This window comes from Thiohalophilus sp., from assembly GCF_034521165.1.
In the GTDB taxonomy this organism is placed as follows: Bacteria; Pseudomonadota; Gammaproteobacteria; order UBA6429; family Thiohalophilaceae; genus Thiohalophilus.
On the sequence record NZ_JAXHMV010000006.1, the window covers coordinates 16,012 to 30,272 of the forward strand.

13 protein-coding genes are annotated in these 14,261 nt (G+C 56.5%); 9 read left to right on the forward strand and 4 right to left on the reverse strand.

Going from position 1 to position 14,261, the window contains the following annotated elements:
• Positions 1-109: 109 nt before the first annotated feature.
• On the forward strand, positions 110-1,066 hold the full coding sequence (locus U5K34_RS04210; protein WP_322567244.1) for a PDC sensor domain-containing protein: 957 nt from the start codon (positions 110-112) through the stop codon (positions 1,064-1,066).
• 77 nt (positions 1,067-1,143) lie between these two features.
• On the opposite strand, the gene U5K34_RS04215 is transcribed toward U5K34_RS04210, so the two are convergent.
• A complete protein-coding gene (locus U5K34_RS04215; protein ID WP_322565080.1) occupies positions 1,144-1,884 on the reverse strand; it encodes a competence/damage-inducible protein A in 741 nt (246 codons plus the stop codon).
• A gap of 349 nt (positions 1,885-2,233) precedes the next feature.
• Here U5K34_RS04215 and U5K34_RS04220 point away from each other — a divergent pair, with 349 nt between their 5' ends.
• The 8 genes from U5K34_RS04220 (at position 2,234) to U5K34_RS04255 (ending at position 9,912) form a co-directional block, all read left to right on the forward strand.
• The gene (locus U5K34_RS04220; protein ID WP_322567245.1) at positions 2,234-3,292 is read left to right on the forward strand and encodes a lysylphosphatidylglycerol synthase transmembrane domain-containing protein; all 1,059 of its coding nucleotides are present in this window, start codon (positions 2,234-2,236) and stop codon (positions 3,290-3,292) included.
• Complete coding sequence (locus U5K34_RS04225) at positions 3,289-5,514, forward strand: glycosyltransferase (RefSeq protein WP_322567246.1); 2,226 nt, start codon at positions 3,289-3,291, stop codon at positions 5,512-5,514. The genes U5K34_RS04220 and U5K34_RS04225 overlap by 4 nt, the downstream gene beginning before the upstream one ends.
• A gap of 91 nt (positions 5,515-5,605) precedes the next feature.
• Positions 5,606-6,496 carry a phosphatase PAP2 family protein gene (locus U5K34_RS04230; RefSeq protein WP_322567247.1) on the forward strand — a complete coding sequence of 297 codons (891 nt, stop codon included), beginning with the start codon at positions 5,606-5,608 and terminating at the stop codon, positions 6,494-6,496.
• A 32-nt stretch (positions 6,497-6,528) separates the two neighbouring features.
• Positions 6,529-7,368, forward strand: coding sequence for a RibD family protein (locus U5K34_RS04235; RefSeq protein WP_322567248.1), 840 nt, complete (start codon positions 6,529-6,531; stop codon positions 7,366-7,368).
• Between the two features lie 149 nt (positions 7,369-7,517).
• Positions 7,518-7,796 carry a hypothetical protein gene (locus U5K34_RS04240; protein ID WP_322567249.1) on the forward strand — a complete coding sequence of 93 codons (279 nt, stop codon included), beginning with the start codon at positions 7,518-7,520 and terminating at the stop codon, positions 7,794-7,796.
• A 34-nt stretch (positions 7,797-7,830) separates the two neighbouring features.
• The gene (locus tag U5K34_RS04245) at positions 7,831-8,796 is read left to right on the forward strand and encodes an MBL fold metallo-hydrolase (protein WP_416224027.1); all 966 of its coding nucleotides are present in this window, start codon (positions 7,831-7,833) and stop codon (positions 8,794-8,796) included.
• Between the two features lie 130 nt (positions 8,797-8,926).
• Entirely contained in the window at positions 8,927-9,325 is a 399-nt protein-coding gene (locus U5K34_RS04250) for a hypothetical protein (protein ID WP_322567251.1), read from the forward strand.
• Between the two features lie 74 nt (positions 9,326-9,399).
• Positions 9,400-9,912 (forward strand): gamma-glutamylcyclotransferase family protein, encoded by a 513-nt coding sequence (locus tag U5K34_RS04255; protein WP_322567252.1) that lies wholly within the window; start codon positions 9,400-9,402, stop codon positions 9,910-9,912.
• Between the two features lie 233 nt (positions 9,913-10,145).
• On the opposite strand, the gene U5K34_RS04260 is transcribed toward U5K34_RS04255, so the two are convergent.
• From U5K34_RS04260 to U5K34_RS04270, 3 genes are read right to left on the reverse strand one after another with little or no spacing between them, the layout of a single operon-like run.
• The gene (locus U5K34_RS04260; protein ID WP_322567253.1) at positions 10,146-10,475 is read right to left on the reverse strand and encodes a P-II family nitrogen regulator; all 330 of its coding nucleotides are present in this window, start codon (positions 10,473-10,475) and stop codon (positions 10,146-10,148) included.
• Complete coding sequence (locus U5K34_RS04265; protein ID WP_322567254.1) at positions 10,472-13,588, reverse strand: DUF2309 domain-containing protein; 3,117 nt, start codon at positions 13,586-13,588, stop codon at positions 10,472-10,474. The genes U5K34_RS04260 and U5K34_RS04265 overlap by 4 nt, the downstream gene beginning before the upstream one ends.
• Entirely contained in the window at positions 13,585-13,965 is a 381-nt protein-coding gene (locus tag U5K34_RS04270; protein ID WP_322567255.1) for a hypothetical protein, read from the reverse strand. The genes U5K34_RS04265 and U5K34_RS04270 overlap by 4 nt, the downstream gene beginning before the upstream one ends.
• Between the last annotated feature and the right edge of the window lie 296 nt (positions 13,966-14,261).

A 14,261-nucleotide genomic window follows, 5' to 3' on the forward strand; every position in this document is an offset into this window, starting at 1 on the left:
TTGGTGGGTACGGTTACTAGGTCCTGGGTAACCCGGGGTTAAAGATTGGCCATTTCCACTATTAGAGAATATTGCCTTTCGGCACGGTTTATCTTTAGTATGTCCAGCTATGGGTGAAGCATTACAAACTGCCGTTGCCAGCCAGCGTATGCTGCTGCGCAGCCGTCTGTCGGGGCGGCTGGATCATCTGGCGGACGCCTGCCGGGCGGTATGGCCGGATCGCGAGAAGCTGGAGGCCTGCCTCGTTCGGGGCTATGAGGCGTTGCCTTATTGCAAATACCTTTACATCCTGGATGAGAAGGCACACCAGATCACGTCCAATGTGAGCTACGACGGGCTGTTGCCGGAGAGTTTCGGGCGGGATCGCAGCGAACGGCCGTATATGGCAGCGGCGCTCAATGGCGAGGTTTTCTCGCTGTCCGATGCCTATATCAGCCGCAACGCCCGGCGTCCGTCGCTCACGGCGATTCAACGTATCCTGGACGGTGAGGGCCGGTTGCTGGGTTACCTGGGGGCGGATTTCGATCTGCGTGAATTACCCCTGACGCGGCAGGTCTATAAAGAGCCGGAGCAGTGGATGCAGATCAAGGGCGATCCGGCGATTCGGGGCGGGCTGTTTCTGCAACAGCGTTCCGAGAGTCTGATGGATCGGCGTATCGATGAAGTCCTGCCGCTGGTAACGGAACTGGTGGAGGTCCATGGAGTGTTCCATGCCAAGCTGCATTTCTCCAGTTCCCGGGCCACCCTGTGGTTGATCGAGGACCCGTTCCGTTACCGTATCCTGGATATCGAGGATCTCACCGATCCGGCGATCTGCCTGGCCTGGTCGCAGCATAGCTACTCTGACGAGGCGGTGATCCCGGCAGAGCGTGTGAAGGAGGTGTTTCGCACGTTTCGGGATCTGCGCTTCATGGACGAAAACATCTATCTGCGCGCGGGCTCGCTCAACATCTTCAATGGCATGGTGGGGTTGAATTTCTCCTGTGACGGTTCCCATTACATGCCGTGGTCGGAGTTCCTGGACAAGAATCTCGGTTTCTGGCTCGGGTCGGACAATCCGTTGTAAAACAGAGAAAAAGGTGAAAGAGGGGGTGAAGCTTAACCCGTCACCAGCGAAACATTGCTTTCAATTCAGTTTTTAATTCACAACATCGTTACTTCCAGATCACGCCCCAGCAGTTCAGTTTTGATCGCCTCGCAAGCCGCTTGCGCCTCGGCTTTCTCACCCTTGATCCCCATTTCGATCTCACTTTTCCCGTTCGCCAGGAATCTCGGCAGGCTGGACACCTTGAGCGACGGGTAGTCGCGCTGGATTTGCTCCATCAGTGCGATCAGCTCGCTTTCCTGGCCGTCGTGGATTTTCATTACATACTGCGTCGTCTCGGCGCCGTGCAGATCGGGGTAGTGGTTCTCCATCACCCACTCCATCATCGGCCAGGCCAGTTCCGGGAAGCCGGGCAGGCAGTGGATGTGGCCCACGGAAAAGCCGGGGATGCGGTTGCGGGGATTGGGAATGAGTCCGGCACCCTCTGGCAGGTCGGCCATCCGGATACGGTTGGGATAGGCGCGCTCGCTGAACTGGGTCTCGATTTCTTTTACGGCGCCGGGGTGGCGGACGATGGGCAGGTTCAATGCCCTGGCCACGCACTGGCGGGTGATGTCGTCCGGGGTGGCGCCGATGCCGCCGAAGCTGAAGCACAAATCGCCACGGGTGGCGATATCGTGGAAGCTGTCAACCAGGTTGGTTTCATCGTCGCCCACGTAGCGGGCCCAGGACAGGTCAAGGTGGCGCTGTGCCAGTACGCCTATCACGTGGGCCAGATGTTTGTCCTGGCGCCGGCCGGACAACAGTTCATCACCGATAATTAAAATACCAATTTGCATGTGGTTCTCAAATTTGCTGGCTAATCGAACTATAAGCTAAATTCCGGGTCAGGATAAATAGCAAGAAAGGGGCGATGACAAACGAGAACTATGTGCGTTAATATTTGAAATCTCAATAAGCTTTCCGAATACCAGTCCATTTTACTGAGTCGCCTGGATTAAGGAGCAACGCAACGGATCCAGGCTTTGCCCGGGTTCAGGTGGAACCGCTTCGCTTGTTCCACCCTACAGGGAGGTGATCGGGTATGAGTAAATTTTATTTAGCCCTTACTGCACTAGCCTGATCCCTTATCATATATATAAAGCAGGGAAACCTATGCTGTTCGTTTCGAATACCGATATGTAGCCCATGGTTGACTCTGGCGAGATTGAATATTCGAGACGGGCGTCCCGGCAAAGGCTGATTGTATTCAGTCTGCTCTTTGTTGTACTGACCGCTGCCGGCTTGTATGCCGTTTATGAGCAGTTTGCCGGGCGCAGCATGACCTTTGATACCCGGCTTGTTGCCCCTGAGACCCTCATTGCGCTATTTGGGTTATTGCTGGTTTATTTCGTGTCAGACGGGTTGCGGCTGCACTTTACTCTCAGGGCCCTGGGTCATCACCTCGCTTACAGGGCTATATTTCGGTTGGTGTTTATCAACCTGTTTTTTTCAAATATCACGCCCATGGCTACCGGCGGCGGATTTGCCCAGATCTGGTATTTGCACAATCATGGGGTCCCGGTTGGCAGGGCTACTGCCGCGACAACCATTCGAACCGTGCTTGCCATACTATTCATATTTTCCCTGACCCCATTTTTTTTGCTAACACTCAAACCGCTGGAAGGGAATATGATCGCGGGAGGTGTAGAGACTGCACTGGCCTTTTTTATTGTCCTTTATCTGGGGTTTTTCATCGTTCTGCTGTTACGTGCTCACTGGCTTATCGGACCACTCAGTGCGCTCTTGCGGGGGGCTCGCCGGGTTCATATCATCAGTGAGACGCGGCACCGCCGCTGGCAATTCAAAGCGCGCAGAGAAATGCTGCGATTCTCCCAAAGTTTCAGTGACTATATTCGTGGTCGACTTCTGTTTATCGGTTTGTCGATTCTGTTTACTGCGGTTTTCCTGCTCAGTCTGTTCAGTTTCCCTGCACTGCTGATGTATAGTCTTGATTACAATGTGGATTATCTGGTGTCGCTCGGTCTTCTGGTAGTAACGACGTTTATCATGTATTTTTCTCCCACGCCTGGTGCTGCGGGTATTTCCGAAGGGGTTTTCGGCAGTTTTTTCCAGAGTGTTCTTTCCGGTAATCACCTGCTTCTGGTGATCGTGAGCTGGCGATTTTTGACCATTTATCTGGGTATGATCATTGGGCTGATAGTATTGCAAAAGGAGCTTGTCATGAATCACCGGAGAGTCAGGTGAATTTTCGAAATCCTCTCAAGTGGCTGTACTACCTCAGTCTCCTGGCCGTGTTCTTGCTGGTTGGCTACAAAACCTATCTGAATCTGTTTGTTGAAGATTTCCAGGGGGCGCACACAGAGCAGGTTGAGAAAATTCATCGTGAAATTACGGATGACAAGCCATTTAGCTTTGCGGTGGTGGGTAATATCAATAATTCGGTGGGTGTCTTTGAGGATTATATCATTCCCAAACTGAATGCCTCTGGCATTGATTTTCTTGTTTCAGCCGGGAATGCGGTCAGCGGTGGTGGCGAAGATAAATATCAGGCACTCCATGGCTCGCTGGGCCACCTTAACATCCCTTATCTTCTCACCTTTGGTGCCAATGAGTACGAGAATTTCGGAAGTCACCGTTTTTACGACCATTTCGGGCCCCATTTTTATAGCATCAGAGTTGGTAACAGCCGACTGATTTTTCTGGACAGCACGGGTAAAACGCCATGGCGTTGGCAGATTCGCTGGCTTAACGACTTGTTGAACCAGGATGCCTCCGGTGCCCGGTTCCTGTTCATTGGTCACCCGTTGTTCAAGCCTGAAAATGATATCCCGTTCGATCAACCGGAGGACTACCTGGGCCCGCCGGAATTCCGGGAGGCCTTACTTCGGGCCGTGGATAAGCACAACATTGACCGGGTTTTTTCCTCCAACCTGTCCGTGTACTCGGAAAAGGCCGTTGGGAATACCTGGTTTATTACTACCGGTGGTGCAGGAGGGCTGGTCATGAACAATGACAGCAGCTTCTATCATATGGTCCGGGTGAATGTAAGTCCAAAAGGCAAGGTGAGTCACAGCCTGGAGCGCCTGGACGTTGGCCTGCATCCTGTTTTCAAGCAGCTGGAAAGTTTCTGGTTCTTTATCTATTCCCTGTTTTATACCGGCTATATTAACTTTCTGCTGATTGTGGCCATGTTCGGTGCCATCGCGCTCAAGCTCCATAGCGTTATCTTCATTGGGAAGGATTACTATCCTGATTACGATCTGGATCCGACGCCCTGGCTGGAGAATCCTCTGCGAGTGGTCATGTTTACCAACAATTATCTGCCGTTTATCGGAGGCGTCCCTCTTTCGATAGAACGGCTGCGGCGAGGGCTGCAAGAACTCGGGGATATATTGTTGATCGTCGCGCCACAATACGAGCGGAAACCGGAAGTGGAAAATCATGTCCTGCGAATACCATCACTGCTGGCCTTGGGAAAGAAACAGGAGTTTAGGCTGGCCAATATCTTTTCTGGACATATCCGCAAGCGTGTTCGTGCTTTCCATCCGGATATTATGCATCTGCACCACCCGTTCTGGTTGGGTTCGCTGGGTCTGTTCATCGCCCGGCGGATGAAAATACCGGCAATCTATACCTACCATACCCGCCTGGAGCACTACGCACACTTTGTTCCGCTACCTGGCATGCTGTTCCGCAACCTGATCTCCCACGCGCTGGTCAAGCGCTTTGCGAATAAATGTGATGGCGTGATTGTGCCTACTTATTCAACCGAAGAATACCTGCGGATGATTGGCGTCAAGACCCCGATCTTTGTTCAGCCCACGGGTATTGAGTTTGAACGCTTTCAGGAAGTCAGCCAAAAAGACGTTGAACAATTACGTATTAATCTCGGTCTTGAAAATGAGAGGGTCTTTATAAGCGTTTCCCGGTTATCTAACGAGAAAAATATTGATTTCATGATTGAGGCGATCGATGCCCTGCGCAGGGAGACGGATATTCCCTTCCGGTTACTGATGATCGGAGACGGTCATCAGAAAGATCGCCTGCAGAAGAAGATAGATCAACTTGGTCTTAAACAACAGTTCACCCTTGTGGGGCCTGTTCCGCCCGAGGATATGGCAATCTGGTATCGGCTTGGTGATGCGTTTCTCTTTGCTTCCATATCCGAAACTCAGGGCATGGTGATCCTGGAGGCTATGGCAGCCGGACTGCCGGTAGTCACTGTACGCTCCAGCGGTATAGATGACGTGGTTCGCGACGGGTTCAATGGTTTTAAAACGCCGGAAAAACAGGAGCTCTGGCGTGCGCAGGTGAAAAAATTGCTGGAAGATGACGAGCTTCGCGATAAGCTGGCTAAACAGGCACTCGGTTTCGCCGCTGATTTCTCCGTGGAACAGTTTGCCAGGAATGTGCGAAGCATTTATGCCAGCACCCTGGCGCTGGATGCAAAGAAACGCCTGCGTTAAGGTAAGGTTGATGTACAAACGGATTATGGATATTTACCGTAGAAAAGAGTGATAACCTTTTTCGTTTCCGGATTAACCGGCGGAGATATGGATGACCTGGACAGTGGTTGTTTTTCTGTCGATGCTTGTAATGATCCTCGTACTTCGTCTACTTGCCTGGTGGGGACTCCGGTTTTTTACGCATTTTTTCGACAAAACGGTAATTTTTCTCAAACAAGCCCGGGAACAAGATGATATCTCAGCCGCGGGATCGCAGATCAAGGCAAAGTTTCCTGCGACGACAAAGTTACTGAAAGCCAGGCTGACACCAGAACGGTTCACAGGTCTTCCTCTGACGCTCGTTGTGATAGCGGCGCTCTACATTGCCGCCCTGCTCGGTGGATTGGTAGAAGAACTTTTCGAGGCGGACGAACTTGTCCGCTTTGATGAGGGATTTAATCAGCAACTGGCTACAGTTCGCACGGATGTGGTTGTCACATTATTCGCCTGGATCACCGAACTGGGCGGATCAGCGACCCTGGTCGCGGTAGCGCTCGTTACGACAGGCCTGCTATGGGCGCATAGTCACATTTATATGATCGCCCCGCTATGGCTGACCCTGCTCGGATCGCAGATTACCACTTATGCGGGCAAGTACGCGATCGCAAGGCCACGACCGGAATTCGTCACGGACGTTGTTGCCGTAACGCCTTCTTTCCCCAGCGGCCATGCGACAAGCGCTATGGCCGTGTATGGCTTTATCGCTTATCTCCTCGCTGTCCATCTCTCCGGCGTGCGCCAGCGATTCGAGGTGATCTACTGGACCGCTGTGCTTATTGCCCTGGTTGGTTTCAGTCGCATACTCCTGAGCCTGCATTACGCGAGTGACATTGCGGCCGGCTTCCTTGTTGGTGGCTTCTGGCTGCTGCTGGGTTTTGCCCTCGCCGAGCACAGGCGGCATCAAATGAATTGGAAAAAAGATGGCGAAGGGATTAAATTCTAATGACCTTTTCAATATCACGCGGAAACCCTACATTGCACACCAGTAACTCACTCACCCGCCTGTTCCCCTCCCGCGAGGAGGATGTTGCCCTGGAGGGGCTGTATCTGCAGCACGCCCTGCACCGGGCGCAGTTGCAGGAGACGCCGCTGGTGTACAGTAACTTTATTGAAAGCCTGGACGGGCGGATTGCGATTGCGCACCCGGAGACGGGGGAGAAGGGCGTGCCGGCGGCGATTACCAATCCGCGCGACTGGCGGTTGTACCAGGAGCTGGCGGCGCAGGCGGATATTCTGGTGACCAGTGCGCGCTATGTGCGGGATTTTGCCGCCGGGGAGGCGCAGGATGCGTTGCCGCTGAGTGACGATCCGGCCTATGCGGATTTGCATCAATGGCGCCGCGCGCAGGGGCTGGCGCCGCAGCCGGCGGTGGTGGTTTTGAGTGCCAGCCTGGATCTGCCGCTGGAGGTGTTGTGCGAGCAACTGGATCGACCGGTGTATGTGGCCACCGGGGCGCAGGCGGATCCCGAACGGATCAGGGCGTTGCGCGCTGCCGGGGCGACGGTATTGATCGCCGGGGAGGGGCGCAAGGTGGAGGGCCGGGCGCTGATCGAGGCGCTGAGGGCCGAGGGCTTTTGCTGTATTTATTCGATCGCCGGCACGGGAGTGCTGGAGACGCTGGTGACGGCCGGGGTGATCAACCGGCTGTATCTGACCCAGGTCCACCGCCTGCTCGGCGGGGCCTCCTATCACACCCTGCTCGAGGGCCAGCTGCTCGATCCGCCGGTCGACTTTGTTCTCAATGCGCTCTATTACGATCAGGGCAACGAGGAATGTTGCAGCCAGTTCTTCTCCGTGTATGACGCACTCAAATAAGGCCTACCATGTCGACCCGTCGCGGTGCGGTGAGACCTTATCCCGGCCGTTGCATTCCACATTGTCTGTATTGGTCCCGGGCTGTTTACGCCTGTACTATATAAATAGTTTGTTTTGCTGACAGCCGTTGGCGAGGAAAAGGAGGTCTTATGAAATTGCAGGTACTGGCACTGGGTCTGACTCTGGGAATTCTGTGGGGCGGGGTGATTCTGCTCACGGGCCTGGCGAATCTGATCTGGCCGGGGTACAGCGTTGCGTTTCTCGAGGTGGTCGCCTCGATTTACCCGGGTTTTCATCCCGGTGGCGGGGTCGGTACGGTATTGCTGGGCACCGTGTACGGACTGGCCGACGGGGTGATTGGCGGGGTGATCGTCGCCTGGCTTTATAATGGGTTGTCCCGGAAGTTCCCCGGGCAAGGGAGTGAATAACGTGCGTGGTCTGGTTGTGTTTGTTCTGGCTCTGATGAGCTGGTCGGTCCTGGCCGAACCGGTCGAAACACCTTACGGCGCGGTCAGTCTGCCGTTTGAACTGCACAAGGTGCCGGAGGCGCCAGTGTATTACATTATCGGCAAGTCGGGCGTGCCCGATGCGGTGAACGAGGGGCATACCTCCAACGGCGGATTTGTGGTGACCGACACGGGGGTGGTGGTGTTTGATGCGCTGGGCACGCCGGCGCTGGGCTATCGGCTGCTGCAGCGGATCCGCGAGGTGACCGACAAGCCGGTCACTCACGTGGTGATCAGCCATTACCATGCCGATCATATCTACGGCCTGCAGGCCTTCGACGAGCATGCCGGCAGTCCCGAGGTGATCGCACAAGATCTGGCGCTGGGTTATGTGGGCGGCGATCGCGCCAGCCAGGGCGAGGCGGCACAGCGACGCCTGGAGCAGCGTCGTGAAGCGTTGTTCCCGTGGGTGGACGAGAATACCTACCTGGTGGGGCCGGATACCACCTTCGAAAAAAACTATAGCTTTGAGCAGGGCGGTCTGACTTTCGAGGTGCGCCACATGGGGCCGGCGCATGCACCGGGCGACAGCATCATGCTGGTCAGGGAACACGGCGTACTGTTCAGTGGCGATGTGATCTACAAGGGTCGCATTCCCTTTCTGGACAGCCCGGATACGGATGTCGAACGCTGGCTGCAGGGGCTGGATTATCTGGAGCAGATGGAACCGACGCCGCGCTTTATTATTCCGGGCCATGGCGATGCCTCCGACGATGTGCACGAGGCGATCCGTTTTACCCATGACTATCTGACCTATGTGCGTGAACAAATGGGCGCGGCGGCGCGGGATTTCGTGCCGTTTGATGAGGCCTATCGCAATACCGACTGGTCGGGTTATGAAGACATGCCGGCCTTCGACGCCAGCAACCGGGGCAATGCCTATCGCATCTACCTGGAAATGGAAACGGCGTCGTTTAATTAATCCCGGTCGGGACCTTCGCACCGCTCCCCCGGCGCAGTGAGGGTGCCGGAGCGGATTGTCGGGTACCGAGGGCAATTATCGCGTATGCTGGATTCGCCCGCGATGTAAGCGAAGATGATGAGAGGTAATAATGGAAGGTATCAGCGATATAAAAATCTGTGGTATTGACGAGACACGCCCGCCGCGGATACGTAAAGAGCCCTATATCGATCTCTATTTCAAACTCTCCCACCAGGCGCCCAAAGCATGGTGTGAGGATTTCAATCGGCTCAATGCCAAAAAGGGGCATTCGATCAAAATCGACCCGTCCCGGGGCCTGTTTATTGAAACCTGGGTGCGCGAGCCGGAGGAAATCCCGCCGCTGCTGGAGACGCTCAAGCAGGCCGTCAGTGCCTGTAATGAACAATATATCACCCGTATTGAGGATGAGGCGCGCGCGGCCGCCAATGCCCATGCGACACCGGGTGACGAAGGTGAACAGGGGCGGCTGAACCAGATTATTGCCGCCCTGGACTATGATCTCCCTTAATCCGGTGTGATACAAACCGGCGCTTTATTCCGGCCATGGTTTTTGAAAACGGCAAGTAACTCTCGAATCAAAAAATGCTCTATTTTGCCTATGGTTCCAATATGTCGTCGCATCGCCTCCTGGCCAGAGTCCCTTCGGCCCGATCCGTAACCATTGCCCGGCTCCCTGGACATCGCTTGCGCTTTCACAAAAAAAGCGTTGATGGTTCGGCAAAGTGCGATATTGAACAGACCGGAAATGAGAGCGACGTGGTCCATGGCGTTGTTTTTAATATCGCGCCAGAGGAAAAACCGGAACTGGATCGGCACGAGGGACTGGGGCAGGGTTATGAAGAGAAGCGCGTGTCGATATATATCGATGACGGGAACAGCCTCAGTGCGCTAACCTTTTATGCCACCAGGATAGAACCAACATTAAAGCCCTATGTATGGTACAGGGAACATGTGCTCCGTGGTGCCCGGGAACATGGACTGCCCGATTACTATATCAAATCGATTGCCGGGATCGAGGCGATTCCCGATCCGGACACGCATCGACACAGGAAAGAACTGACTGTTTACCCGGACAGTTGTGTCGAATCAGGTTGACGTCAGAAAACCCGTTAAGCCCAATTGATTGCTCGATTTTTATCAGCCAGTTCATTTGGTCTGATCCGATACAGGCAGAATCCGTTTTTAAATCGCCATTAAAAACCACGCGTGTGCCCGGGTGATTTGTAAAACAGGCTCACTATCCGCATTGATCCAGTCCGGAGCCGGGCCATCATGAAAGCGTCATCTCCGGACACTTGAGACTGACAGGCATTGTGATGGTCGGGACGTTATCCGTCGCTGAATTTCACCAGCCGGGTCACCTGAATGTCGGAGATAAACACCACGCCTGAATGTTCGTTGTAAAAGGGTGATAGTCCCTCAAGTATTGGCTTGACCCGCTCTTCAGGCACCGCGGCGATGATCATGATCAGCACGTCATCCTCGTTGAACATGAGATGGCCTTCATGAAAGCCATGACTGCCTTTGCCGGAGAGGTTGTTGATAATGGTGTACCCCTTGACGCCGGCCCGGTCCAGCACGTCGGTGGCAAAGCTCTGGTGTTCGCCGCCAAGGATGATCTCGAGTTTTTTCAACGGACTGAAGTTCAGGTTTTTCATGATGCAGTGGACTCCATAGGTTGTTCCTGCTGACTGTCGCCAGTTAACGACCGGCGCTGCCAGGCGTTATGGTCGTAGATATGGGCGGTGTTCGTATCCGGGTCGATGATCACAAGTCGCACCCAGCCGTTACGCACCAGGTTCTTGACCGCGACCACGTTCTCGATGGCGGAACAGGCGTGTTCGTAGGGGGCTTCGATGACGGTGATCAGTCGGATCGGCTGATGATAGGGCTGTCCCTGATCGAGCACGGTCTGGGCCGGCAGGCCGGTGCGCAGATCGCTGAAGTTGCCGGTCATCACGCCGAAGCGTCCGGCCACGTTGTGATAGACCTTGCTGCCGCTGCCGAAGCGTTCGTTATCCACGCTGGAAAAATAGTGTTCCATGTTGATCCACTGGCCGACCACCAGCGGGCCGGTGAGGATGCTCTCCAGCAGACGCCGTTTGGGATCGGCGCGGTAATCATAGGAATGCAAAAACGCACGGCCTTCCAGTGACAGGTGTTGGGTCAGGTTGCGGCGGCCGATGATGAAATAGGCGTTGCCGGACAGGCCCCATTCCGGACGCACCTGTGACCAGTCCATGGCATTGCGTCGGGCATGGCGATTGGCCTCGGCCGGGTCGCATTGCCCCGGCGTCAGTTGCAGTTCGGGCAGCCGTTCCCGGGCACACAGCCGCGAGGCGCCGGTCAGACCACTGCGCAGGCGATCGAGATAGACCACATGCGAGGACGGCAGCCGATCGAGATCGAACAGTTTGATCTCATCGGTGGTGGTGTCGTGCAGGGCCGGCAGGAACCAGGCATCGTCGGGGATCGCGATCCCCTGGGCATGCAGCCGCTGACGCACCCGGGGCTTGTTGGCCATCTGGGCCAGCGCGCGGGCGTTGATCAGCCCGTGATTGCCGCCGCAGGCCCCGCAATCGAGCGCCGATTCATAAGGATTATTCTCGGACGTGCTGCCGTGGCCGACCAGCAGGATGAAGCGGGAGAATTCCCGGTTCAGGCCAATCGAGTGCAACGCCTGGCTGACGAAGTGGGTCTGTTCATCGAGGCTGAAGCCGATCCGCCCCAGCTGTTCCATTTGCAGACGGGCGAAGGCGGGCTCAATCCGGTAGACCGCGCGCAGGCGCTGGATAAAGGTCTGTTCGGCTTCGCGGGTCAGGCCCAGCGTTTCGCGCAGTGCCGGGGCCTGTGCGGCATGGCCCAGGGCGGCTTCCCGCAACTCACGGACCATGTCATCGGTCACCGCTTCGGGTTCCAGTTCGAACTCCTGCTCGACCGCTTTGGCCACAACCGCTCGCTGCACGGCGCGAACGATGGAGTCGGCCTGTTCGCGATCCAGCTTGTCGAGTAACAGGTGGGTCGCGGGTTTGTCGCGAAACAGGCGCTGGCGCCAGCGGTTATAGCTTTGCGGCATGAATGTTTTGCCGATCATGTCGAAGCCGAACAGCATGCCGATGGCCTCGACCGTGACATACGGGGTGAAGACCGACTCTTTTAACTCGTGCAGCACTTTTTCCAGCGCGGTGGTGGCGGCCACATCGTCCGGTTCCGTGGCCGCCATTTCCAGCACCAGGTTTTTCGGTTTGAGCAGGACCGGGCACAAATAGGCCTCACTGCCCTTGCCCAGTTCCATGAAGCTGATGGGCACGCCGAAGAACCCGGCGATGCCGAAGGTCTGATAATCCCCCGCGCTTTCCAGGTGCCGCCGAATCCGCTCGGAGCGGGTATCGATGCAAAACAGGGCCTGGGCAAAGGGGCGTTTGTCGCGCGGGGCCGGCGGGGTCAGGTTGACGTCCCGCAAGATATCTTCCATGGCATGGGCCTCCATCGCACGCAGCCAGAGCATGCCTTCCTCGCTTTCGAACTGTTGCAGCACCTGCATCAGTTCGGCCAGTTGGCCGGGCGTCAGAGCCTCGAGCGATGCGCTTGCATCTGATCTGGCGGCCAGCTGACGCAGGCGGGCGGCCTGGTCTTCGGCGTCGTGGCGGCGTTTGGCGCGCACATAGTCATCAAAGCATTTTTCGATGGCGCTCGCCCGTCCGCGGGCCAGGGTTTGCTCCACCCGTTGAGCGTAGGCGGGCAGGATCGCTCCGCTGTGTAACTCATGACGCAGCCAGGTCTCGCGGGGCCGGGTTTGAATGAGGGCCTCCAGCGCACTTCGATCGGTGGCGAGCTGTTTGCGACTGCGCTCGGCGAGCAGGGCGAGAGCCAGGGTCAGGCGGATCGCCAGAAAGTCGACCAGATCGGCGGGGTAGCGCTGATGCCAGTAATACTGTTTGGCATTGGCCCGCCAGCGAATGAAGCCGGCCCAGCCGTGCAGGCGGGATAATTCACGGGAGAAACAGCTGACCCAGTGATCTTCGGGAATGCCCAGCTCACTCATCACCGAGGCGATCACGCCTTCGGGATGCGGTTCATTTTTCAAAATGCGCTCGATATGCAGGCCGCGCACAAACAGCCGGGCGTTGCGCAGAGCCAGCTCGCGCCAGGCACTGAACAGGCCCTGCTTGCGACCGGGCATGTGCCAGACCGACTGGCCCTCGTCGAAGAAGTCGAGACAGCTTTTGATCACCAGCTCATCCAGCTCGGCACCGATTTCGGTGCCATAGAGCCGGTCCACCGCTTCATATAAAGGACAGGCGCCCAGCAGGGTGTCATGCAGCGTCGCCGTCAGGGACTCGGGATCGAGCGTCGCTTCGGGCTGTTCCGTCTGGTGGATCACGGCATGCACCGCGTTGGCATCGGCCATTGACGTGGCGCGGATGACCGGTTGTTCGGTCCGGGTCAGCAAGGTCATCAGCCAGTGCGACAGATCGAGATCGGCGATTGCCGGCTGCTGTGCCAGAAACGCGTCCACGCCGGTGGCCAGTGCGCCATGATCGACCTTGCCCTGGGTCAGATAACGCTGGTATTCCCGCCGGGACAAAAAGCCCCGGCCATGAAACAGTTGTGCGCCGGTTTTCACCGCCTCGGGGAAGGGCAGATGTTCCAGGCCGTGCAGCGGGTTATGGTGAATGAACGCGCGCATGGGCCAGAAAAACGGAATCGGTTCACCGGCCACGTAGATCATGCTGCGAATTTTCAGCTGTTGTCCCAGTGGCAATGTCATAACAGGACTCCGATAGCGTACAGCCCGCTCGCCACGAGCAGGGTCAATGCCAGCGCATAAGCCCCGGTGGTGGCGCGATTGAGATCGATTACCTCAGCGTCGCCTGCCGGGCCAACGATCAATCCCTGCAACAGGCGTGCACCCGCCCAGCTCCAGAGTAACCAGACCAGAGCGATGCCAACGGCCACCAGCGGCATGAGCGTGACCGCCTGCATGACGGTGGCGAGCATGATGAAAAACGTCGGGAACAGCGGTGTGGCGATAATCGCCAGCACCACCAGCACGAGTATGCTGCTGAAGCGGGGAATCGATTCGGCCAGACCGCCGTACAGGCCGGTATAAGCGGCACCAAAGCGGCGTTCCAGCTCCGGCGCCAAGCAGTGTCAGCAAAACCAGCGGGGCACTGAAGCCCAGGGCGAAAAGATGCAGCTGTAACGTCGATAGATCTCCCTGGCGCGCAATCCACAGCAAGGCCCAGGCCGAGGTGGCCAGAAAGCCGCTCCACTGTCCCACATCACGCAGCGCCAGGGCGCGCAGGGCATACAGCGCGGCGGTAAACAGGGCCAGAGGCACTACCCAGTTTGGCAGGGGCGCGTCCAGCGTCTGCAACAGGGTCAGGCCAATCTGCGGCCAGAGCAGCAACAGCATCATACGCAACAGGGCCGGGCGGCTG

What these genes read in the sequence shown, in the direction of transcription:
- U5K34_RS04210 (WP_322567244.1), top strand. Translation starts at nt 110, where the DNA reads ATGGGTGAAGCATTACAAACTGCCGTTGCCAGCCAGCGTATGCTGCTG.
- U5K34_RS04215 (WP_322565080.1), bottom strand. Translation starts at nt 1,884, where the DNA reads ATGCAAATTGGTATTTTAATTATCGGTGATGAACTGTTGTCCGGCCGG.
- U5K34_RS04220 (WP_322567245.1), top strand. Translation starts at nt 2,234, where the DNA reads ATGGTTGACTCTGGCGAGATTGAATATTCGAGACGGGCGTCCCGGCAA.
- U5K34_RS04230 (WP_322567247.1), top strand. Translation starts at nt 5,606, where the DNA reads ATGACCTGGACAGTGGTTGTTTTTCTGTCGATGCTTGTAATGATCCTC.
- U5K34_RS04240 (WP_322567249.1), top strand. Translation starts at nt 7,518, where the DNA reads ATGAAATTGCAGGTACTGGCACTGGGTCTGACTCTGGGAATTCTGTGG.
- U5K34_RS04245 (WP_416224027.1), top strand. Translation starts at nt 7,831, where the DNA reads ATGAGCTGGTCGGTCCTGGCCGAACCGGTCGAAACACCTTACGGCGCG.
- U5K34_RS04250 (WP_322567251.1), top strand. Translation starts at nt 8,927, where the DNA reads ATGGAAGGTATCAGCGATATAAAAATCTGTGGTATTGACGAGACACGC.
- U5K34_RS04255 (WP_322567252.1), top strand. Translation starts at nt 9,400, where the DNA reads ATGCTCTATTTTGCCTATGGTTCCAATATGTCGTCGCATCGCCTCCTG.
- U5K34_RS04260 (WP_322567253.1), bottom strand. Translation starts at nt 10,475, where the DNA reads ATGAAAAACCTGAACTTCAGTCCGTTGAAAAAACTCGAGATCATCCTT.
- U5K34_RS04265 (WP_322567254.1), bottom strand. Translation starts at nt 13,588, where the DNA reads ATGACATTGCCACTGGGACAACAGCTGAAAATTCGCAGCATGATCTAC.